Origin of the sequence: Frigoribacterium sp. R86507, from assembly GCF_044597695.1 — a bacterium.
Taxonomy (GTDB): domain Bacteria; phylum Actinomycetota; class Actinomycetes; order Actinomycetales; family Microbacteriaceae; genus Frigoribacterium.
This window is the reverse complement of sequence record NZ_CP139002.1, coordinates 391,247-411,882: the sequence shown is the minus strand read 5'-3', so window position 1 is coordinate 411,882 and position 20,636 is coordinate 391,247. Positions and strand designations below refer to the sequence as shown.

General features: G+C 72.1%; 26 protein-coding genes. 17 read left to right on the top strand and 9 right to left on the bottom strand.

The features are described from left to right. The first annotated feature begins 7 nt into the window (after positions 1-7). Positions 8-1,294, top strand: a complete 1,287-nt coding sequence (locus SJY14_RS02040; protein WP_071257405.1) for a glutamyl-tRNA reductase — start codon at positions 8-10, stop codon at positions 1,292-1,294. A gap of 48 nt (positions 1,295-1,342) precedes the next feature. After that, entirely contained in the window at positions 1,343-1,750 is a 408-nt protein-coding gene (locus SJY14_RS02035; RefSeq protein ID WP_054147455.1) for an NUDIX domain-containing protein, read from the top strand. A gap of 91 nt (positions 1,751-1,841) precedes the next feature. Here the strand turns inward: SJY14_RS02035 and SJY14_RS02030 are convergent, their stop codons facing one another. Continuing rightward, positions 1,842-2,759, bottom strand: a complete 918-nt coding sequence (locus SJY14_RS02030; RefSeq protein ID WP_396599642.1) for a serine hydrolase — start codon at positions 2,757-2,759, stop codon at positions 1,842-1,844. Further along, the gene (locus tag SJY14_RS02025) at positions 2,753-4,717 is read right to left on the bottom strand and encodes a M13 family metallopeptidase (protein ID WP_396599641.1); all 1,965 of its coding nucleotides are present in this window, start codon (positions 4,715-4,717) and stop codon (positions 2,753-2,755) included. Before SJY14_RS02025 ends, SJY14_RS02030 begins: the two co-directional genes overlap by 7 nt. Positions 4,718-4,836: 119 nt before the next feature. Here SJY14_RS02025 and SJY14_RS02020 point away from each other — a divergent pair, with 119 nt between their 5' ends. Together SJY14_RS02020 and SJY14_RS02015 are read left to right on the top strand one after the other, a co-directional pair. Then, positions 4,837-6,102, top strand: coding sequence for a uracil-xanthine permease family protein (locus SJY14_RS02020; RefSeq protein ID WP_071257409.1), 1,266 nt, complete (start codon positions 4,837-4,839; stop codon positions 6,100-6,102). After that, positions 6,099-7,430, top strand: a complete 1,332-nt coding sequence (locus SJY14_RS02015; protein WP_396600241.1) for an MATE family efflux transporter — start codon at positions 6,099-6,101, stop codon at positions 7,428-7,430. Before SJY14_RS02020 ends, SJY14_RS02015 begins: the two co-directional genes overlap by 4 nt. Positions 7,431-7,466: 36 nt before the next feature. Here SJY14_RS02015 and SJY14_RS02010 read toward each other — a convergent pair whose 3' ends face one another. Together SJY14_RS02010 and SJY14_RS02005 are read right to left on the bottom strand one after the other, a co-directional pair. Further along, entirely contained in the window at positions 7,467-8,546 is a 1,080-nt protein-coding gene (locus tag SJY14_RS02010; protein WP_396599640.1) for a LacI family DNA-binding transcriptional regulator, read from the bottom strand. Between the two features lie 64 nt (positions 8,547-8,610). After that, positions 8,611-9,285 (bottom strand): hypothetical protein, encoded by a 675-nt coding sequence (locus SJY14_RS02005; RefSeq protein ID WP_396599639.1) that lies wholly within the window; start codon positions 9,283-9,285, stop codon positions 8,611-8,613. Positions 9,286-9,408: 123 nt separating this feature from the next. Between SJY14_RS02005 and nucS the strand changes: the two genes are divergently transcribed. The 4 genes from nucS (at position 9,409) to SJY14_RS01985 (ending at position 12,361) form a co-directional block, all read left to right on the top strand. Next, positions 9,409-10,104 (top strand): endonuclease NucS, encoded by a 696-nt coding sequence (nucS, locus tag SJY14_RS02000; protein ID WP_043595239.1) that lies wholly within the window; start codon positions 9,409-9,411, stop codon positions 10,102-10,104. Positions 10,105-10,185: 81 nt separating this feature from the next. Continuing rightward, on the top strand, positions 10,186-10,362 hold the full coding sequence (locus SJY14_RS01995; RefSeq protein WP_177174837.1) for a hypothetical protein: 177 nt from the start codon (positions 10,186-10,188) through the stop codon (positions 10,360-10,362). A gap of 23 nt (positions 10,363-10,385) precedes the next feature. Continuing rightward, positions 10,386-11,063, top strand: coding sequence for an HAD hydrolase-like protein (locus SJY14_RS01990; RefSeq protein WP_071257414.1), 678 nt, complete (start codon positions 10,386-10,388; stop codon positions 11,061-11,063). Next, complete coding sequence (locus tag SJY14_RS01985; RefSeq protein ID WP_396599638.1) at positions 11,060-12,361, top strand: CynX/NimT family MFS transporter; 1,302 nt, start codon at positions 11,060-11,062, stop codon at positions 12,359-12,361. Before SJY14_RS01990 ends, SJY14_RS01985 begins: the two co-directional genes overlap by 4 nt. Before the next feature lie 52 nt (positions 12,362-12,413). Here the strand turns inward: SJY14_RS01985 and SJY14_RS01980 are convergent, their stop codons facing one another. Further along, entirely contained in the window at positions 12,414-13,322 is a 909-nt protein-coding gene (locus SJY14_RS01980) for an SDR family oxidoreductase (protein WP_396599637.1), read from the bottom strand. Between the two features lie 272 nt (positions 13,323-13,594). On the opposite strand from SJY14_RS01980, the gene SJY14_RS01975 reads away from it, so the two are divergent. Continuing rightward, entirely contained in the window at positions 13,595-14,509 is a 915-nt protein-coding gene (locus SJY14_RS01975) for a cation diffusion facilitator family transporter (protein WP_396599636.1), read from the top strand. 140 nt (positions 14,510-14,649) lie between these two features. Here SJY14_RS01975 and crcB read toward each other — a convergent pair whose 3' ends face one another. The 3 genes from crcB to SJY14_RS01960 are packed head-to-tail and all read right to left on the bottom strand — an operon-like array spanning position 14,650 to position 15,993. Next, the gene (gene crcB / locus SJY14_RS01970; RefSeq protein ID WP_396599635.1) at positions 14,650-15,027 is read right to left on the bottom strand and encodes a fluoride efflux transporter CrcB; all 378 of its coding nucleotides are present in this window, start codon (positions 15,025-15,027) and stop codon (positions 14,650-14,652) included. Further along, positions 15,024-15,461 (bottom strand): fluoride efflux transporter FluC, encoded by a 438-nt coding sequence (locus SJY14_RS01965; protein WP_396599634.1) that lies wholly within the window; start codon positions 15,459-15,461, stop codon positions 15,024-15,026. Before SJY14_RS01965 ends, crcB begins: the two co-directional genes overlap by 4 nt. Positions 15,462-15,474: 13 nt before the next feature. Next, positions 15,475-15,993: a universal stress protein gene (locus SJY14_RS01960; protein ID WP_396599633.1), complete on the bottom strand. Its 519-nt coding sequence runs from the start codon at positions 15,991-15,993 to the stop codon at positions 15,475-15,477. A gap of 94 nt (positions 15,994-16,087) precedes the next feature. Here SJY14_RS01960 and SJY14_RS01955 point away from each other — a divergent pair, with 94 nt between their 5' ends. Beyond that, on the top strand, positions 16,088-16,771 hold the full coding sequence (locus SJY14_RS01955) for an SOS response-associated peptidase (RefSeq protein ID WP_396599632.1): 684 nt from the start codon (positions 16,088-16,090) through the stop codon (positions 16,769-16,771). A 57-nt stretch (positions 16,772-16,828) separates the two neighbouring features. Here the strand turns inward: SJY14_RS01955 and SJY14_RS01950 are convergent, their stop codons facing one another. Beyond that, on the bottom strand, positions 16,829-17,194 hold the full coding sequence (locus SJY14_RS01950; protein WP_396599631.1) for a hypothetical protein: 366 nt from the start codon (positions 17,192-17,194) through the stop codon (positions 16,829-16,831). 140 nt (positions 17,195-17,334) lie between these two features. Here SJY14_RS01950 and SJY14_RS01945 point away from each other — a divergent pair, with 140 nt between their 5' ends. The 7 genes from SJY14_RS01945 to SJY14_RS01915 all read left to right on the top strand — a co-directional run bounded on the left by SJY14_RS01945 (position 17,335) and on the right by SJY14_RS01915 (position 20,628). Further along, positions 17,335-17,475, top strand: a complete 141-nt coding sequence (locus tag SJY14_RS01945) for a polymorphic toxin type 15 domain-containing protein (protein ID WP_396599630.1) — start codon at positions 17,335-17,337, stop codon at positions 17,473-17,475. A 58-nt stretch (positions 17,476-17,533) separates the two neighbouring features. Further along, positions 17,534-18,190 (top strand): T6SS immunity protein Tdi1 domain-containing protein, encoded by a 657-nt coding sequence (locus SJY14_RS01940; protein ID WP_396599629.1) that lies wholly within the window; start codon positions 17,534-17,536, stop codon positions 18,188-18,190. Positions 18,191-18,384: 194 nt separating this feature from the next. Next, positions 18,385-18,663 (top strand): hypothetical protein, encoded by a 279-nt coding sequence (locus tag SJY14_RS01935; RefSeq protein WP_396599628.1) that lies wholly within the window; start codon positions 18,385-18,387, stop codon positions 18,661-18,663. After that, positions 18,660-19,142, top strand: a complete 483-nt coding sequence (locus SJY14_RS01930) for a hypothetical protein (protein WP_396599627.1) — start codon at positions 18,660-18,662, stop codon at positions 19,140-19,142. Before SJY14_RS01935 ends, SJY14_RS01930 begins: the two co-directional genes overlap by 4 nt. Beyond that, positions 19,129-19,647: a hypothetical protein gene (locus SJY14_RS01925; protein WP_396599626.1), complete on the top strand. Its 519-nt coding sequence runs from the start codon at positions 19,129-19,131 to the stop codon at positions 19,645-19,647. Before SJY14_RS01930 ends, SJY14_RS01925 begins: the two co-directional genes overlap by 14 nt. 7 nt (positions 19,648-19,654) lie before the next feature. After that, positions 19,655-20,173, top strand: coding sequence for a hypothetical protein (locus SJY14_RS01920; protein WP_396599625.1), 519 nt, complete (start codon positions 19,655-19,657; stop codon positions 20,171-20,173). After that, positions 20,170-20,628: a hypothetical protein gene (locus SJY14_RS01915; protein WP_396599624.1), complete on the top strand. Its 459-nt coding sequence runs from the start codon at positions 20,170-20,172 to the stop codon at positions 20,626-20,628. The genes SJY14_RS01920 and SJY14_RS01915 overlap by 4 nt, the downstream gene beginning before the upstream one ends. Positions 20,629-20,636: the final 8 nt, after the last annotated feature.

Genomic DNA, 20,636 nt, shown 5'->3' with positions numbered 1-20,636 from the left:
TCACTCAGTGCTCATCTGCCTCACGGCGTCCCACCAGAACGCCAGCTTCGACCTCCTCGAGAGGCTGAGCATCGGCGCACCCTCGGCGGCGGGCACCCTGGTCGACGGCAGCGACTTCGTCAGCGGCGCGGTCGTGCTCGCGACCTGCAACCGGTTCGAGGCCTACCTCGACGTCGACGAGCCCCTCACCGCGGGCAGCGCCCTGGCCGTCGAGGCCACGATCGAGACCATGAGCACGGCCAGCGGCGTCGAGCCCGACGACCTGCGTGACAGCGTGCGGGTCATCACCGGCGACGAGGTCGTCGAGCACCTGTTCGCCGTCAGCTCGGGCCTCGAGTCGGTCGTCGTCGGCGAGGACGAGATCTCGGGCCAGGTGCGCCGGTCGCTCGAGCGCGCCCGCCACGACGGCACCACCTCGCGCGACCTCGAACGCCTCTTCCAGAAGGCGTCGCAGACCTCGCGCGGCATCAAGAACCAGACGAACGTCGGAGGCGCGGGTCGTTCACTCGTGCGCCTCGCCCTCGAGTTGGCGTCCTCACGAGTGACCGACTGGTCCGAGGCGCGCGTCCTCATCGTGGGCACCGGCCAGTACGCGGCCACCACGGTCGCGGCGCTCCGTGACCGCGGTGCCGACCAGCTCGCCGTCTACTCGGGTTCGGGTCGCGCCGAGTGGTTCGGCCTCAAGCACGCCGCGACGCCCTACGACGACCTCACCACCGCCGTCGCCTGGAGCGACGTGCTGATCACCTGCACCTCGACCACCGAGCCGGTCGTGACCCGCGACGTCGTCCGCCCCGGGGGTCGCCGCCTCGTGATCGACCTCGGCCTGCCCCGCAACGTGGACCCGCTCGTCTCGAGCGTCGAGGGTGTCGAGTTGCTCGACCTCGAGACCATCAGCCTCCACGCCCCACTGCCCCAGCTCAGTGCGGCCGAGGACGCCCGCGCCCTCGTCACGTCGGCGGCCGCCGAGTTCCAGGCCGTCGCCGCCGAGCAGTCGCTCACCCCGTCGGTCGTCGCCCTGCGCAAGCACGTCTTCGGCCTGCTCGACGCCGAGATCGAGCGCGCGCGGTCGCGCGGCGACTCGTCCGAGCGCACCGAGTCGGCCCTGCGACACCTTGCCGGCGTCCTGCTGCACACCCCCTCCGTCCGGGCGCGCGAGCTGGCCCGCGAGGGTCGCGGCGACGAGTTCCGCGACGGTCTCGAGGCGCTGTTCGGCGTGACCGACGCGCGCCGCGCCTCCTCGTCCTCGCCGTTGCGCGCGGTCGACGACGAGCGTCAGGCCTCGGCGGGCTGACCGCCGTCGCGGCGCCGCTCCCCCGCGCTCGTGCCCGAAGATGGCCTGATGGACACCATCGTCGTCAGCGCGCTCGCCCTCGTCCGTGACCGGCGGATGCTGATGGTCACGGCTCGGGGTCGTGACGTCCTCTACCTGCCGGGCGGCAAGCTCGAGGCCGGCGAGACCGCGGCCGAGGCGCTGGTCCGAGAATCACGCGAAGAGGTCGGCGTCGAACTCGACCCGGCGACCGTGGCCGAGCTGTTCACGGTCGTGACGCAGGCACACGGCGAGCCCGAGGGCCGACAGGTCGCCATGACGGTCTTCGCCGCCGAGCTCGCGGCGACGAGCCCCGAGCCGGCCCCTGCCGCCGAGGTCGGCGCGGTGCACTGGGTGACCTCGGCCGACGCCGACCGGTGCCCGCCGGCCGGGGTCGCGACGCTCGAACGCCTGCGAGGGCTCGACCTCGTCGACTGAGCCGCCGCGCAGCGCGGCTGCGCGCACGGCGGCACGCGCGGCCCGGCGGCGCGCGCGGCCCGGCGCGACACGACAGGCCACCCGGAACCGCTCAGTGCACGTACTCGAGCGCGTCGGTGCCCACGGCCCGCAGGGCGTCGAGTGCGCGGAGGCGGTGGGCGAGCGTCAGGTCGTCGAACGTGACGATCACGCAGTACGCCACGCTGCGGTGCGGTCCGCGCAGCACTCCGAGCTCGGAGCGCACCCCCGGGTCGCCGCCCGTCGTGTGGACGATCTGGAGATCGTGGTCGAGACGTCGGTGCCCGAGCGGATCGAGACCGAACGGTGCGGCGACGAGCGACGTGTCGGCACCCAGCGACAGCCAGCCGAGCACCCGGTTCGACACGGCCCGGTCGACGACCTCGCCGCGGGCCAGGGACACCATCAGACCGGCCAGCTCGTGGGCCGAGCCGACGGCGAGCGCGGGCGCGTCGTCGGGGCCGCGCGACGACCGCGTCACGTCGAGGAGGGCCGTCTTCGTGAGTCCCAGTGACTCGCCCCGTGCCCGCACCGCGGCCAGGCCGACCCGCCCGATGAGCGCGTCGATCGCCGCCGCGTCGCGGAATGCTCCGACGAGCGTCGCCGCGTCGGTCACCGGGAGGCTCGTCCGGCGGAGGTAGGGCCAGAGACCGCCGGGCCCCTGGTCGCCGGGGTCGCCCGGTCGGTCGAGTTCGTCGAGCGGACGCAGCGTGCCGTCCTCGATGCGAGCCGACACCTCGATCAGCAGCAGGACGGCACCGAGCTGCCCGACCGGCAGAGCCAGGTGCTCGTCGACGCTCAGCAGGTCGGCGCCCGAGTCGAGGTCGCCGACCGAGGCCGAGACCCGACCGCCCGCGAGGGCCAGGTCGCCCAGGGCCGCGAACGACGACGAGAACGACTCGAGCGCGCGACCGCCGCCGTGACGCGGCTCGTGGTCGGCGCCGTCGGCGTTCTCCCGTCGGGCGCGGCGCCCGGGTCCCGGACCTACCAAATCGTGACGCGCTCCTCGGCCGGCAGCCACAGCGCGTCGCTCTCGGTGACGCCGAACGTCTCGTAGAACTCGTCAATGTTGCGCACGATCTGGTTGCAGCGGAACTCGTTCGGCGAGTGCGGGTCGATCGAGATGAGGCGGATCGCCTCTTCGTCGCGCAGCTTGATCTGCCAGGCCTGGGCCCAGCTGAGGAAGAACCGCTCGGCGCCGGTCAGGCCGTCGACCACGGGCGGCTCGTCGCCGTCGAGCGAGATGAGGTAGGCCTTCCAGGCGATCGAGAGCCCGCCGAGGTCGCCGATGTTCTCGCCGATCGTCAGGGCACCGTTGACGTGGTGGTCGGGCACCTGCTTCGGGGCGAGGGCGTCGTACTGCGCGATGAGCGACGAGGTGAGCTTCTCGAAGGCCTCACGGTCGGCGGGGGTCCACCAGTCGGTCAGCTTGCCGTCGCCGTCGTACTTCGAACCCTGGTCGTCGAAGCCGTGGCCGATCTCGTGGCCGATGACGGCGCCGATGGCCCCGTAGTTGGCGGCGGCGTCGCGGTTCTCGTCGAAGAACGGGAACTGCAGGATCGCCGCGGGGAAGACGATCTCGTTCATGCCCGGGTTGTAGTACGCGTTGATGGTCTGCGGCGTCATGAACCACTCGTCGCGGTCGAGCGGCTTGCCGATCTTGCCCAGCTCGCGGTCGAAGCCGAAGGCCGCGGTGGCGCGCACGTTGCCGACCAGGTCGGCGGGGTCGATCGACAGGGCGGAGTAGTCGCGCCAGGTCGAGGGGAAGCCGATCTTAGGCGTGAACTTCTCGAGTTTCTCGAGGGCCCGGGCACGGGTCTCGTCGGTCATCCACTCGAGGCCCGTGATGCTCTGACGGTAGGCCTCGACGAGGTGGGCCACGAGGACGTCCATCGCCGTCTTGGCCTCGGGTGCGAAGTGCCGCTCGACGTAGATGCGGCCGACCGCCTCGCCGAGGGCACCCTCGACGAGCGAGACGCCGCGCTTCCACCGGGCGCGCTGCACAGGGGTGCCGGTGAGGGTGCGACCGTAGAAGCCGAAGTTCGCCTCGACGAAGGGCGTCGACAGGTAGGCGGCCGTCGAGCGGACGATCTGCCAGCGCAGCCAGTCGCGCCAGGCGTCGACGCGGTCGTCCGTCAGCAACGTGGCCAGCCCGGTCACGAACGACGGCTCGCGCACGACGAGCTCGTCGAAGACGCCGGCCGGCCCGCCGACCGCGTCACGCCAGGCCGTCAGGTCGACCCCTTCGGCGAGCGCGTCGAACTCGGCCCAGGGCAGCAGGTTGTAGGTCTTGTCGCTGTCGCGGGTGGCGACGTTGCTCCAGTGGTGCGAGGCGAGGGCGGTCTCGAGCTCCATCACGCGGTCGGCGCGGGCCGAGGCGTCGTCGAGGCCGGCGAGCCCGAGCATCTGCTCGACGAACGCCCGGTAGGCGGTCCGCACGGACTCGAACTTCTCGTCGCGGTAGTACGACTCGTCGGGCAGGCCGAGGCCGCCCTGTTCGACGAAGACGACGTAGCGCTCGGGGTCGCCCGGGTCGTTGTCGACGAAGAGCTGCACGACGCTCGGCATGCCCTGCTTCTCGAGCGAGCCCAGGAGGCGCGTGAACGAGGTCACGTCGGTCACCTTCTCGACCTCGGCCAGGAGCGGTTCGAGGGGTGCGGCGCCGAGCGCCTCGATGCGCTCCTCGTCCGTGAAGCTGGTGAAGAGGTCGCCGACCTTGCGGGCCTCGGTGCCGGGTTCGGCGGACTGCGACTCGATCACGATCTCGCGGACGGCCTTCTCGGCCTCTTCGGCGAGCAGGTAGAAGGAGCCGTAGCGCGCCTTGTCGTCGGGGATCTCGGTGCGGTCGATCCAGGCACCGTTGACGTGCCGAAAGAGGTCGTCCTGCGGGTGGACCGCCGGGTCGAGTTCGTCGGTCTGGATTCCGCTGCTCAGTGCGTCGCTGGTCATGCTCGTCAGCCTAGGTGAGGCCCCCGACGGCGGGCCGGGCCGGGCCGGGCTCCGGCCCTGGCTGACGAGGTCGTCTCAGGAAACACGGAGGAAACGGCACCCCCAGTACAGTTCTCGGCATGGCACTCCCCTGGGCACTGCACGGCGACGGCAAGACGGTCGACCCGACCGAGATCGTGGCCCCGGAGGAGCGGCTCAGCTGGCCGCGCACCATCGGCCTCGGCGGCCAACACGTCGTCGCGATGTTCGGCGCGACCTTCCTCGTGCCGATCATCACCGGGTTCCCGCCGAGCACGACGCTGTTCTTCTCGGGCATCGGCACCCTGCTCTTCCTGATCATCACGAAGAACCGGCTGCCCAGCTACCTGGGCTCGTCGTTCGCCTTCCTCGCCCCGATCGCGGCCGCCACCGACGTGGGCGGCATCCCCCTCGCGCTCAGCGGCATCATCGTCGTCGGCGCCCTGCTCGCGGTGATCGGCGTGGTCGTGAACCTCGCGGGCACCCGCTGGATCGACGCCCTGCTGCCTCCGGTGGTCAGCGGCTCGATCGTCGCCCTCATCGGCTTCAACCTGGCCCCGGCCGCCCGTGACAACTTCGCGCTCTCGCCGGGCATCGCCCTGATCACGCTCGCCGCGGTCGTGCTGAGCGCCGTCCTCTTCAAGGGCCTGCTCGGCCGCCTGTCGATCTTCGTCGGCGTCGTCGTCGGCTACGTCGCCGCCGTGATCGCGGGCGCCGTCGACTACAGCGCCGTCGCGGCCGCGCCGTGGGTGGGCCTGCCGACCTTCACCGCTCCGGCCTTCGACCTCGGGCAGCTGCCGATCTACCTCGGCTTCCTGCCCGTCGTGCTCGCCCTGATCGCCGAGAACGTCGGCCACGTCAAGGGCGTCGGCCAGCTCACGAAGCGCAACCTCGACCCGCTGACCGGCCGCGCCCTCTTCGCCGACGGCCTCAGCACCGTCATCGCCGGCCTCGGCGGTGGATCGGCGACCACCACCTACGGCGAGAACATCGGCGTGATGAGTGCCACCCGGGTCTTCTCCACCGCGGCCTACTGGGTCGCCGGCGTCGTCGCGGTCCTGCTCGGCCTCTCGCCGAAGATCGGCGCCGTCATCTTCACCATCCCACCGGGGGTGCTCGGCGGCGTGACGACGGCGCTCTACGGCCTGATCGGCGTCATCGGCATCCGCATCTGGGTCGAGAACAAGGTCGACTTCAGCCGGCCCAAGAACCAGCTGACCGCCGGCGTCGCACTGATCATGGGCATCGCCGACTTCACCCTGGCCCTCGGAGGCGCGAGCTTCGGCGGCATCATCCTCGGCACGGTCGCGGCCATCGTGGTGTTCCACGTGATGAACGGGCTGGGTCGGCTCCGGGGCACCGACTGAGCGTGCGCCTCCGCTCGCCCCTCGACCGCGAGATCCTCCGCCTGGCCGTGCCGGCGCTGGGGGCGCTCGTGGCCGAGCCGCTCTTCCTGCTCACCGATACCGCGCTCGTCGGCCACCTCGGCTCGGTGCCGCTCGCGGGGCTCGGCGTGGCGAGCGTCATCCTGCAGACGGCCCTCGGGCTGCTGATCTTCCTCGCCTACGCGACCACCCCGACGGTCGCACGGCGACTGGGGGCCGGTGACCAGCGGGGCGCGATCCGGGCCGGGGTCGACGGCATGTGGTTCGCGCTGCTCGTCGGCATCGTCGTCGCGGGGGTCGGCGCGATGGTCGCCGAACCGCTCGTGGGCCTCTTCGGCGTGGCCGACGAGGTCGCCGCGGCCGCCACGACGTACCTCTCCGTCTCGCTGCTCGGCCTGCCCGGCATGCTGCTCGTGATCGCCGCGACGGGCCTGCTGCGCGGCCTGCAGGACACCCGGACGCCCCTCGTCGTCGCCACCGTCGGCTTCGCCGCGAACGCCGGCCTCAACGCGCTGTTCCTCTACGGCTTCGGCTGGGGAATCGCCGGCTCGGCCGCCGGCACGGTCGTCGCGCAGTGGGGCATGGCCGCCGTCTACGTGGTGATCGCGGTACGGGCGGCCCGAGCCGTCGGCGCCGACCTCCGTCCGGGGCTCGCCGGGGTCGGTCGCACCGCGCAGGCGGGCGGCTGGCTGCTCGTGCGGAACGCGGGTCTGCGGGCCGCGCTCCTCGCGACCGTCGCGGCCGCCGCCTCCTCGGGGGTCACCGGCCTGGCCACCATCCAGGTCGCGCTGACGCTCTTCAGCACGCTGGCCTTCGCCCTCGACGCCCTCGCGATCGCGGGGCAGGCGATGGTCGGTCACGCCCTCGGGCAGGGCGACCGCGAGCGGGTGCGGGCGATCACGCGACGATTGATGCGCCTCGGCGTGGGCGGCGGCGTGGTGCTGGGCGCCGTCCTGGCCCTGCTCGCGCCGGTGCTCGCGCCCGTCTTCAGCCCGGACCCGGGCGTGCAGGCGCTGCTGCCGTCGGTGGTCGCCGCGATGGCGGTCGGCATCCCGCTCGCCGGCTTCGTGTTCGTGCTGGACGGCGTGCTGCTCGGCGCGGGCGACGCCCGCTACCTCGCGATCGCGTCGGTCGTCAGCGTGTTCGCCTACCTCGCGGTGCTGCTCCCGGTGGAGGCGCGGGCCGGCACCACGACGTCGGGTGCGGTCGCGCTCTGGCTCGCGTTCGGCCTCGGCTACGTCGGTGCCCGGGCGGTCACGCTCGGCCTCCGGGCCCGCACCGACCGGTGGATGGTGGTCGGCGCGCGCTGAGCGTCGCGCCGCCCCGCGCCGGCCCCCGGCGCGGCGTCAGCGCGCGGGCGGACCCGTCGTCGAGCCGGGTCGGAACACGCTCGTGAAGGTCGTGCCCTCGACCGGCTCACCGGCGAGCAGCGCGAGCACCGCGCGACCGGCCGCGCGGCCCTTCTCGACCGCGGGCTGGACGACCGTCGTGAGGTCGGCGGCTCGCGGGTCGTCGAGCCGCACCCCGTCGTAGCCGACGACACTCAGGTCGCCCGGCACCGAGAGGCCCAGGTCGTCCGCCGCCGCGATGACGCCCGACGCGAGCAGGTCGCTCTGCGCGATGACGGCCGTCGGCCGCTCGGCCTCGGGCACGTCGAGCAGCCGGAGGCCGGCGCGGTGCCCCTCGCTCGTCCAGCTGCCGCGCGTGGCCAGGCCGCCCACGCCGGGGAAGACCTCGCGGGTGCCGCGCAGTCGCTCGAGCGTCGGCCACGAGGTTCCGCGGGCCACCCGCTCGTCGGTCAGTTCGTCGTCCTGCCCACCGGTCGAGCGCCCGGGGCCGAGTTCGAGGGCGACGACGGCGACCCGTCGGTGGCCCAGGTCGTGCAGGTGCCGCGCCAGCAGTCGGGACGAGCCGACGTTGTCCTCGGCGATGTCGAGCACGCCCTCGGTCGGCGGGGCCTCGATCGAGACGACGGGGATGCCGCGCCGCCGCATGATCGACACGGACTCGTCGAGGCGGGTGCTGCAGCCGAACAACACGACCGCGTCGACCGGGGCGTCGAGCAGGCGGGAACGCTCGCCCTCGCTCTCGGTGAGCAGCAGCAGCGAGTTGTCGGCCGGCCCCGTCACGTCGGCGATGCCGTCGAGCATCGCCACGTTGATCGGGTCGCGGAAGGCCGTGCTGAGGGTGGACTCGAGGACGGCACCGACGATGCCGGAGCGCCCGCGGCGCAACGACCTCGCCCGCGGGTCCGGCCCGGCGTAGCCGAGTTCGTCGGCGGCGGCGAGCACCCGCGTTCGGGTCTCGTCCGACACGGGGCCGGTGCCGCTGAAGGCCAAGGAGGCGGTGCTCGCGCTGACCCCGGCGGCCCGCGCCACCGACGCGAGGGTCGGCTTGGCGGCGACGTCGCCCTCTGCCCGGCTCATGCTGCCGCAGCCTAGCCGACGGGGCCGGACGGCCTCCGGATGGCCGGTGACGACCGGTGCGGTGTCAGTCGACGGGCCGCACGGGCGGTTCGTCGACGCCCAGGGCGGTGACGTAGTCGGACGCGAGGCCAGGCAGCTGTGCCCATTCGCCGTAGTGCGCGGCGGCCTCCATGAGGTCGACGATCGTGGCACGGACGGTCTCGCCCAGGGCGGGACGCATGTCGTGCACCGCGACGGCCCTCGCGCTGCAGAGGATCTCGAGCGGCAGCAGCAGGTCGTCCAGCACGTGCTGACGGGCGGCCGGCGAGAGCACCTGCACGATCGCCCGGGCGAGGTCGAGGAAGTGTGCGACGTCCGCGGGCAGGGCCAGCCCGTGGGCCGTGCAGGCCGGTCGGCGCACGCCGGGCTCGGGGACGTCCTCGAGCGAGGTCGCCTTCGTCGACGCCACGGAGATCATGCGGACGAGGTCGCGCAGCAGCACCTCGTTGAACCGCCGGTGCCAGACGACGACGTGGGCCCCGCTGAACGGAGCGCGCACCACGACCTTCATGCGCCTCAGCTCGAAGAGGGCGAGGTGCGCCTCGCCGGGGGTGACCCGGTGCTCCCGAACGATGGTGTCCACGTCGAGGGAGTCGCCCGGGGCGTACCGCGCCGTGGCCAGGTCGACGAGCAGCAGCTCGGTCGTGTCGTGGGTCGTCGGCCGCAGCGGACGGGTCGTGACGGGCGTCGGGTTGGGCATCGTTCCTCCTGGAGGCGTCTGGGTGGTCGTCCTGCCGACCATCTGTCATGAATGTATTTCACATATGAATACCTGTCAACAGGGGCGGCCGAGGACCGTTCTCGTCGCCCGTAGGATCGTCGGGTGCGTCTCGTCATTGCTCGCTGTTCGGTCGACTACGCCGGTCGACTGTCCGCCCACCTGCCCCTGGCCACGCGCCTCCTGATGGTCAAGAGCGACGGCAGCCTGCTCGTCCACTCCGACGGCGGCAGCTACAAGCCGCTGAACTGGATGAGCCCGCCCTGCACCATCCGCACGGTCGAACCCGACGACGACCAACGCGAGGCCGGCGTCGTCGAGCTGTGGAAGGTCACGCAGGCGAAGACGGCCGACATCCTGGTGGTCTCGATCCACGAGGTCCTGCACGACTCGTCCCACGAGATGGGCGTCGACCCCGGACTGACCAAGGACGGCGTCGAGGCCGACCTGCAGAAGCTGCTGGCCGAACAGATCGACCTGCTCGGCGAGGGCCACACGCTCGTCCGCCGCGAGTACATGACCGCCATCGGGCCGGTCGACATCCTGGCCCGCGACGCGAAGGGGGCCGCCGTGGCCGTCGAACTCAAGCGTCGGGGCGACATCGACGGTGTCGAACAGCTCACGAGGTACCTCGAACTGATGAACCGCGACCCGCACCTCGCCCCCGTGACCGGGGTGTTCGCGGCACAAGAGATCAAGCCGCAGGCCCGCACGCTGGCCCACGACCGAGGCATCCGCACGCTGCTGCTCGACTACGACGCGATGCGCGGCCTGGACGACTCGCACTCCCGCCTCTTCTGACCGAGTCCCCTCGAGACCTTGTGATACTCACATCTCAGGGTTATATTTCTGCGACGACCCCATCGACCGCAGGAGCAACCCGTGACCTCACCGATCTTCGACACCCTCACCGCCGAACGCGAGGCGACGCCTCTCTTCGAGTCCCTCTCCCGAGGCCTCGACGACCCGATGTGGTCGTTCGAGACCGTGACGCCGCCGTCGGCCAGGGGTGCCGTGCCGGCCGTGGCGACCTGGCCTCTCCGGTCGGCCCCGCGCTGACCCCGATCCGTAAGCTGGGGGCGATGACTCTCCCCTACACGGCCGTCCTCTACGACCTCGACGGCACCATCGCCGACTCGGCGCCCGCGATCACCGCCAGCCTCGCCCACACGATCGGCGAACTCGGCCTGCCGGTGCCCTCCGCCGCCGACCTGATGGCCTGGGTCGGCCCACCCCTGCCGCAGAGCTTCGAGGTGCGCCTCGGCCTCGACGGCGAGCGCCTCGTCGACGCCATGCGGCTCTACCGCGCGCACTACCTCGCCCACGGGGCCCTCGAGGGCGAGGTCTTCCCGGGCGTGCCCGACCTCATGGCGGCCGTGCACGCAGCCGGCATCCCCACCTCGACCGCGACCTCGAAGCCCGAGACCCCGGCCACGGCGATCCTGCGGGCGCACGGACTCGACCGCTACCTCGACGTCATCACCGGCGCCTCCGACGACGAGGTGCGCAACACCAAGGCCGACGTCGTCGAAGAGGCCCTCAAGCGCCTGCGGGCGCGCGGCGCCGACCTCTCGCGGCCCGTCCTGCTCGGCGACCGTCGCCACGACGTCGAGGGCGCGGCCGTGCACGGCGTGCCCACGATCCTGGTCGGCTGGGGCTACGGCGAGCCCGACGAGCACGTCGGCGCGGTCGCCGTCGCGGCGGACGTCGACGAGGTGGCCGACCTGCTGGGCGTCTCCCTGCTGCGCGGCGCCGCATGACCCGCGCCGCGGCCGCCGTGCGGTCGCCCGCCGCCTGGCTGCTCACCCTCGCGATCGTGCTGATCGCCCTCAACATGCGTGGGCCGATCGTGGCCCCGGCCCCCGTGCTCGACCAGATGAGCGCCGACCTCGGCCTCACGGCGGTCGTCGCCGGGCTGCTCACCAGCATCCCCGTGCTCTGCTTCGCGGTGGCGAGCCCGTTCGCCTCGGCCCTGATCGGCCGGATCGGCGCCGAGCGCGCCGTCACCCTCGGGCTCGCGGGCGTCCTTCTCGGCACCCTGCTGCGCACGGCAGGCGGCACGGTCTGGCTCTACGCCGGCACGATCGTGATCGGCGTCGCGATCACGATCGGCAACGTCGTGCTGCCCGTCGTCATCCGCCGCGACTTCAGCCCCGAGCGAGCGGGCTTCGTCACCGGCATCTACACCTCGGCCCTCAACGTCGGGTCGATGATCACCTCGTTGGCCACGGCCCCGATCGCCTCGGTCGTCGGCTGGCCCCTCGCCCTCGTCACCTGGGGGCTGCTCGCCGTCCTGGCCGCCGTCGTCTGGTCGATCGCCGTGGGCCCCCGCGTGGCGGTGCGGGGCGGCAGCGTGGCCGCGGTGCCGGGGTCGCAGGCCGACGTCGACGACCGACACCGCGCCTCCTCGGCGACCGACGTCTTCACCGGCGGCATCGACGTCGTCGAGCCCGGCGAGGCCGAGGCCGATGCGCGCGAACGCCGACGCAGTGCCACCCCGCTGCTGCGTCGGTGGACCACCTGGGGTCTGACGCTGGCCTTCTCGGGCCAGGCGTTCGGCTACTACGGGCTCACGGCCTGGATGCCGACGCTGCTGCGCGACGAGGTCGGGCTGACCCGCGAGGCGGCCGGTGCGAGTTCGTCGGTCTTCCAAATCCTCGCCGTGGTGGGTGCGCTGGGCGTGCCGTTCCTCGCCCTGCGGGTGCGACCCGCGATCGTCATCGGTCTGATCGCCGTGTTCTGGTCGGCCATGCCGCTGGGCCTGCTCTTCGCCCCCGAGCACTGGCTGCTCTGGTCGATCTTCGGTGGGGCCGCGCAGGGCGGCGGCATCACGATCATCTTCATCGTCATCGTGCGCATGGCGTCGACCGACGTCGAGGCACGGCGACTGTCCGCCCTCGTGCAGGGTGGCGGCTACGCGATCGCCGCGCTCGGGCCACTGGCGATCGGCGGGCTGCACGACGTCAGCGGCAACTGGCAGATCCCGATGATCGGCGTCGCCGCGGCGGTCGTCGTGCTCGGCGTCAGCGGCGTGCTGTCGTCGCGGCGCGTGCCCTGAGCCGACCGGGTGGACGGCCCTAGGGCCTGTCGCGCCGGCCCGTCGGGCCGGGTCAGTCCTGCACGCCTCCGGCGAAGAGCACCTCGAGCGTCAGCGGATCGCGTCCGGTCAGGTCGCGCACGGACGACGTGACCTGCGCCACCTCGCCCGAGGCCATCGACGTGTAGGTGCTGACCCAGGCGTCCGCCTGGAAGGGCTCGGGCTCGAAGACACGACGGGACTCGTAGGCCTCGTCGACCGTCTCGTCCACAAACGTGAACGACCGCCCGCCGAGGGCGGTGAGACGTGCGGCTGCCTCCGTCAGGGTGAACGCCTCCGACCCGGTGAGGTCGTAGGTCGCCCCGGCGTGCGACTCGTGGTCCAGCAGCACGACGGCCGCGACCGCCGCGACGTCGGCCCGGGCCACCGCGGCCACGCGCCCGTCGCCGGCCGGGCCGCGGATGACGCCCTGCTCGTCCGCGAACAGCGGGATGAAGTCCAGGTAGAAGTTGTCGCGCAAGAACGTGAAGGCCAGACCCGACTCGCGGATGTACTGCTCGGTCGCGAAGTGGTCCCGCCCGAGTGTGAACACCGAGTCGGCCGACGCCCCGGCGAACGACGTGTAGACCACGTGCCGCACGCCCGCCTCGACGGCGGCGTCGACGAACGTGCGGTGCTGGTCGACGCGGTCGGGAGCCTCGGCCGCCGACACCATGAACAGCGTCTCGACCCCGCGCAGCGCCTCGACGGAGGCGACCCGGTCGCCGTAGGTCGCGACGGCGAGCTCGGCCTCGGCGCCGTCGAGCCGGGGCGCGCGGGCGGCGTCACGCACGACGAGCCGCAACGGCACGCCCCGCTCCGACAGGTGGAGCGCCACGATGCCCCCGACGGCACCCGTCGCGCCCGTCACGGCGACGAGCGGCGAGGAGGCGCGGGCGGGCTTCCCCACGGAGGCGGACGGGGTCTCGGGCGAGTCGGTCATGCCTCACTGAACCATGCGCGGTGGGGGCGGCTCCCAGGCGGGGCCGACCCGCGCCTCCTCGTCCGCCCGGCGTGCCCCGATCGGCGTCGTTGCGGGGATCGAGACTCGTTATCGACTGCCGGGATCGGTGGCCGTCGCCGACGGGCGCCGGTAGATTCGACGCCGGCCCGACACCCCGGCGGGCCGATCCGGCGGGCCGATCGCCACCCCGATCCGCCACCCCCGACCTCCCCCCGACCTCCCCCCGACCTCCACCCCGACGAGAGGCGCCCATGGGCCACGACCACGGACACGGACACGTCGCCGCCGACGGACGACGGCTGCGCCTCGCGATCGCGATCATCGCCCTCGGCCTCGTCGCCCAGCTGGTGGGCGCCTGGCTCTCGGGCTCGCTCGCGCTGCTCGCCGACTCGGGGCACATGCTCTCCGACCTCGCCGGGCTGGTCGTCGCGCTCGTGGCCACGATCGTCGCCGCCCGCCCCGCGAGCGGCCGGCAGACCTACGGCTACCGACGGGCCGAGGTGTTCGCCGCGTTCGTCAACGGCCTCGTGCTGCTCGCCGTGTCGCTCTCGGTCGCCGTCGCCGCCGTGTCCCGCCTCGTGGCGGTCGGTGAGCACGAGGTGCTCGGCCTGCCGATGCTGGTCGTCGGCCTGGTCGGCGGGGCCACGAACGTCGCGGCCCTGCTCGTGCTGCGGGGCGGGGCGACGCACTCCATCAACATGCGCGGGGCCTACCTCGAGGTGCTCGGCGACCTGCTCGGCTCGGCGGCCGTCGTCGTGGCCGCCGTCGTCGTGCTGACCACGGGGTTCACGCAGGCCGACTCGGTCGGGTCGCTGATCATCGCGGCGATGATCGTGCCGCGGGCCTGGTCGCTGCTGCGCGAGGCGATCCGGGTGCTGTTCGGGTCGGCACCGGGCGACATCGACCTCGAATCGGTCCGGACGCACATCGGCGACACCCCCGGCGTCGTCTCGGCGCACGACGTGCACGCCTGGCAGATCACCAGCGGCGCGACCGTCTTCTCGGCGCACGTCGTCGTCGAACGCGAGGTGTTCTGCGACATGAAGGTCGACGAGACCCTGGACGCCCTCGACCGGTGCCTCGCCGCCCACTTCTCGGTCGAGCACGCGACGTTCCAGCTCGAGCCGGCCGACCACGCGGGGCACGAGCGCGAGACGCACGCCTGACCCGGCATTCGTCGTCCCTTTCCCCGGAGGCGCGGGTCGAGTGGGCAGGAATGGTCCTTCCCCACCGACCGAAGGACAGTTTCTGCCCACTCGGCGTGCCAACCCGTCAGGCCGGCGAACCCGTCAGGCCGACGAGCCCGTCAGGCCAGCGAGCCGAGCCACAGGCCGAGGGACGCGACGCCGACGCACGCGACGAGCATGCCCAGGCCGTTCGCGACCGCGGCCCCGCGTCGCCCGGCGGCCAGCAGTCGCACCGTCTCGACGCTGGCGGTGCTGAACGTCGTGTACCCGCCGAGCAGGCCGGTGCCGAGGACGGCCTTCCACTCGGGCGCGACGACCGCCTGCAGGGCGAGGCCGGTCAGCAGCCCCAGCGCGAACGAGCCCGACACGTTGATGACGGTCGTGCCCCACGGGTAGGCCGCGCCCAGGCGATCCTTGACGAGGCCGTCGACGACGAAACGCGCCGCCGCGCCGATCCCACCGGCCGCCGCGACGGCGACGACGAGCAGCGGGCTCACGAGGCGCGCCCGGCGAGACGTGCGCCGACCCGGATGCCGGCCGCCGCGGCGAGCACCCCGAGCACCAGGCTCAGCAGCCCGTAGAGCGCGGCGACGGCGAGGTCGCCTCCACCTGCCCCGGCGAGCTGCGCGGTCTCGGTCGCGAGCGAGCTGTAGGTCGTGAACCCGCCGAGGACGCCCGTCCCCACGAAGAGTCGGGCCCGGCGGCGCCCGCCCTCGTCGGGCCCGGAGCGCAGCAGCCGCTCGAGCAGGACGCCGAGCACGAACGCCCCGACCACGTTGATCGCGAAGATCGCCGTGTCGAACGCACCCCACGACGGCACCACGAGCGTGACCCCGACCCGCGCGGCCGTCCCGAGGGCGCCGCCCAGCGCGACGAGCGCGATCAGGGACGGACGGAGGTGCGGGGCACGAGGGCGCGCAGCCCCCGTCACCGGCGGCCTCGCGTCACAGTTCGTCCTCCCACGGCAGCGTCTGGCTGCGGGGGACGGGGGCGAGCGGAACGACGACGACCGGGCGGTGCTGACGGTGGCTGAGGTGCAGGGCGACCGAACCGGCGAAGAACTCGCGGACGCTGCCCCGCAGGCCGGCCTCGCGACTGCCGACGACGATCAGGGGGGCGTCGAGCTGTTCGGCCAGGTGCGACAGGCACTGGGCGGGGTCGCCGGCGACGACCGAGGTGCGCAGCTCGACGCCGCGAGCCGAGGAGATCTGCCGCAGCCGCGCCTCCAGGTCGGCGTCGAAGGAGAGCGTCTCGGTGTAGTCGTCGGGGTCGAGGGGGTACGACAGGACGGTGCCGTCGATGCCCTCGGCGAAGGCGAGCCGGTCGGGCTCGACCGAGACGCACAGCAGGCCGGTGCCGAAGCGTGCCGCCAGGTCGGCCGCGGTCGCCACCACGGACTCGCCCGAGTTCGGCACGACGCCCACGACGACGAAGCCGCGGGCGGGGTTCTGCTCGTCGGACATGGTCACCACCCTCTCACCGCGTCGCCGACCCGTGCGGCGCCACGGCGACAGTGAACCACCGTCACGCCCCTCCGCGGAAGAGCAGACTGTCGGCATGTGCGGTCGCTACGTCGTTGCCCGGGCCACGTCCGATCTGCTGCCGAGCCTGCTCGACGGCCTGGGGCCCCTGCCCGACGACTTCAACGTCGCGCCGACGACGGTCGTGCCGGTCGTCCGCGAGCGACACGGCGAGCGACAGCTGCCCGGTGCCCGCTGGGGCTTCGTGCCGTCGTGGTACCCCGACCTGAAGAAGCGGCCGCAGCCGATCAACGCGCGCATCGAGACCGTGGCGACGAGCGGCATGTTCCGCCGGGCGTTCGCCACCAGCCGGTGCATCGTGCCCGCGCAGGGGTACTACGAGTGGGTCGTGACCGAGACCGGCAAGCAGCCGCACTACGTGCACCAGCCGGACGCCGGCCTCGCCATGGCCGGCCTCGTCACGGCGTGGCCCGACCCCACCAGGGCCGAGGACGATCCCGACCGCTGGGTGCTCTCGACGACGATCATCACGCGGGACGCCCACGTGGCGCCGGGCGAGGTGCACGACCGGATGCCGGCCTGCCTGACGCCCGACTCGTACGACGACTGGCTGGGCGACGGACTCGACGCCGACGAGCTGCTGGCACTGCTCGACCGGGACTCGTTCCGGGTCGCCCACGACCTCGTGCAGCACGAGGTGAGCCGCGACGCGAACAACGTCCGCAACAACGGCCCGCACCTGATCGACCCCCTGCGCTGACGCTCGTCCGACGAGGAGGCGCGGCTCGCGTCCCCGCCGGAGGCGCGGCTCGGTGCCTCAGCGCGCGTCGCGGTGACTCGCCAGGCGTTCGCGCAGGTAGGACACCAGCTCGCCCTGGGCCCGTCGGGACTCCCGGGTCAGTCGGTTGAGCGGCACGCGACCGCCGGCCGCCAGGGCGGGGTCGCGGGGGACGACGACCCCGAACACGCTCGCGTCGTCGAGCAGGTCGAGGAGGGCGCCGTCGGCGTGGGCGCCGAGGTCGTGCAGGGTCAGCTCGTGGTCGACCCGTGGCGCGTCGTCGCCCCCGGTCAGCCGGGACCGAGGTCCCCGCCCGAGTGGTCGACCAGCCGGGGCACCGACGACCTGACCGTCGGCGAATACCTCGACAACCGCGCTGCCTACGAGTCGACGTCTCGCCCGCATTCGCCTGTGCAACAGGCGGCGCGTGAGGACGCAGCGTCAGATCGTCTGACCGAGCTGATCTCGGACGGGGTCGACTCGGAACAGGCTCGTCTCGATGTCGGCACGTGGCTCAGGGGCCAGAACGCGCTGCACTCCCCCGTATGATCTCCGGCGGACGGCCCGACGACGTGACCGGACTCGGGCACGCAGGCGTGAACGAGTCGCTGGGCAGTCGATGGCGGACACGGGTGGCGGCATTGGATGACTACGTCCACTCCGTGGCTGGCTCGATCCCGGTGTAGGAGTGGTACGGCACACGACTCGACGTCCGACTCACCTCGACCACAGGAGGATGACCCCATGGCCAAAGAAGCCGTCTTCGTCTCAGGACCGCAGATTCCGCCGTCGAGTCTCGAGACGTTCGCCGAACGAGTACCTCCTGAGATGACGGCGCTCTGGCGGGACCACGGCCTGGGTGACACCGCAGACGGTTACTTGCGGATCGTCGACCCGGCCCCGTGGCTGGATGTGCTCGCAGAGGTCGCCCCCAGGTTCACGCAAGGCGTTCCGTTGTTCTCTTCGGCGCTCGGTGACCTCTTCGTCTGGCTGGACGGGCGACTGCACCTCCTCGAATTCCGCAAGGGCACGTCTCGCATCCTCACGAAATCGATGGCGACCTTGAAGGTCATCGCCGCGTACGAGTCCTTCCTGAACGACCCCGACTATTTCGACTGGGCTCCATGGCCGGAGGCTCGAGCTCGTCTCGGCGTTCCCGGCCCGGAGGAATGCTTCGGCTTCACGCCCATCCTCGCCCTGGGGGGACGGCCGACAGCCGATTCTCTCCAGCTCGTAGGCATGAGGGAACATCTCCTCCTCATATCCTCAGTTGCTGGTCCCCTGTCGTGGGTGCGGACGGCCGTCTCGGTGCCTTCTCCACCCGACCCGGCCCCGACGGTGCGTGACGGAACCCCGAGGTTGCGTAAAGCACAGGGTTGGCTGGCCGGCCCCCCGTCATGAGGGACGCACTTCGAATCCTCGGCAAAGCACTACATGCCCTCATCCCGCGCGACCACGATCGAGTGATCGCCCGGATCAGCGTGGTCGGCGGAGTGACAGCCGGCACGATCGAGTTGCATGCTGCCGACGGCAGCTCGACCTCTCTCTCGTCCGGTCGTGGCGTCTTCCGGGCAGCCCGCGATCTCCGGAGGGTCATGAACGAACCCGAAGCCGGGACCTGGTTCACGGGCGTGTTCACCGTCACCGCCGGGGGGAAGCTCAGTGCGAGGTACGACTACGACCACGAGCCCGAGCTCGGGTCTTTCGCCGCCGAGGCGTACCGCGCCGACTTCGACGAGTTCCCCCGCACCCCCGAGAACACCCCCGACTGGCTGGCCGCCATCCTCGCCGGTGCCCCGACCCGCCACGACCTCGTCGGCAGGGGTGGCACACATGAGTCGAAGCATGAGTCGAAGGGAGCACCCGAGTCATGACACAGCAAGAGAACCCGCCCGGGCTCGAGCAGGAGCGCTCCGCCCTGAAGGAGGTCGGTCTGGCCCTCCATGGCGAGATCGCCGCGGGCTTCGATCGCATCGAGGCCGAGATCAGCATCGTCGGTGGTGTCTCCTCCGGAAAGAAGCGCCTCTACCGCCCGGACGGAACGTGCGACTCCGTCATGGGCACGAGGGACTCCACCCTCCGTGCCCGTGAACTCAGAGAGGCCATGTACAGGCCGGGGGCAGGGACGTGGTTCACCGCCTGGTTCACGGTCACGGCCGAAGGAAAAGTCCGCACGCGATTCGACTACGACCACGAGCCCGAGTTGGGCCACTTCGCCGCCGAGGCCTATCGAGCCGACTTCGACGAGTTCCCCCGCACCCCGGAGAACACCCCGGATTGGCTGGCCGCCGTCCTCGCCGGCGCCCCGACCCACCACGACCTCGTAGGACTCGGACACGATGACCGGCGCTGAGGATAGCCGCTCTGCTTCGGCAGATGACCAGCTGACGACGGGCGTCGAGGCCGAGCGCGCGATCCTGCAAGAGATCGGCGGACAGCTGTACGGGCTGCTCCCGTCCGGCCTCGACCGGATCGTCATGACGACCAGCATGGCTCGGGGCGTGATGGCCGGCGAGACTTCGCTCTTCGCAGCCGACGGCTCCCAGGAGTCGGCTGCTCCCGCGCGACGCACGTTCGAGGCGGCTCGTCGACTGAGGCGCCTGATGTACAAGCCAGGGGCGGGAACATGGTTCACCGCCGTCTTCACCGTCACGACTGCCGGAAAACTCAGCGCACGGTACGACTACGACAACGAACCCGAACTAGGCCACTTCGGCGCCCAGGAACATCGTGCCGACTTCGAGGATTTTCCCCGGACGGCCGAGAACACTCCCGAGTGGCTCGCCGCGATCCTCGCGGGGGCGCCCACCCGACATGACCGCGTCGGCCGTGACGACGGTCCCCTCGTCCCGCGATGACGACACGATGACCGGCGCTGACGAGAGCCGCTCCGTTTCTCCCGACGGGCAGCCGACGGGACTCGAAGCCGAACGCGTCCAGCTGCGCGCCATCGGTCGTCTGCTGTATCCGACTCTGAACTCAGAACACGATCGTGTCGAGATGCAGGTAAGCGTGGCTGGCGGCGTCCTCGCCGGCCGGACCCGTGTCCATCGACTCGACGGTTCGCTCGAATCGATCATCGGGCCTGTCGACGCGTTCGAGGCGGCCGAAGTCCTCCGCGACGCCATGCACCGTCGAGATGCGGGGACCTGGTTCACCGCGGTGTTCACGGTCACGGCGGCCGGCAAGATGTCCGCGTCGTACGACTACGACCACGAGCCCGAGTTGGGCCACTTCGCCGCCGAGGCCTACCGAGCCGACTTCGACGAGTTCCCCCGCACCCCCGAGAACACCCCGCATTGGCTGGCTGCCATCCTCGCCGGCGCCCCGACCGGCCACGACCTGGTCGGCCGAGCCGACGGTAGCGGTGAGGCCGAGCGATGAGCGAACACGACACCGTCGGCGGCGGCGTCCCGACCGAGCGTGATGCCGTCCGTCGGGTGGGTCTCGCCGTCCACCGCATGATGCCTCGAGGCTCCGTCCGGGCGGAGTTCGACTTCTCCGAGGTCGGAGGCGTCCGGGTGGCATCCGTGGGTTTCTTCGACGAAGCCGGTCACGAGTCGTCCACTCCCGACACGGACGAGGCGGGCGCCGCCGCCTCCGACCTCCGACGGCTCATGTACCGAGCCGACGTCGGAACGTGGTTCAGCGCCCACTTCCGGGTGACCGCCGTCGGCAAGCTCGGCACCTCGTTCGACTTCGACCACCGCGCTCCTCACACCTGGATCGACGACCAGGCGTACCTCGACGATCTCGAGTCGTACCCACGGCCCGCCGAGGCGATCCCTGGCTGGCTCGCCGCCGTCGTCGCCTCGCGATCGGCCGGAGGCTCTCCGTGACCGTCCTC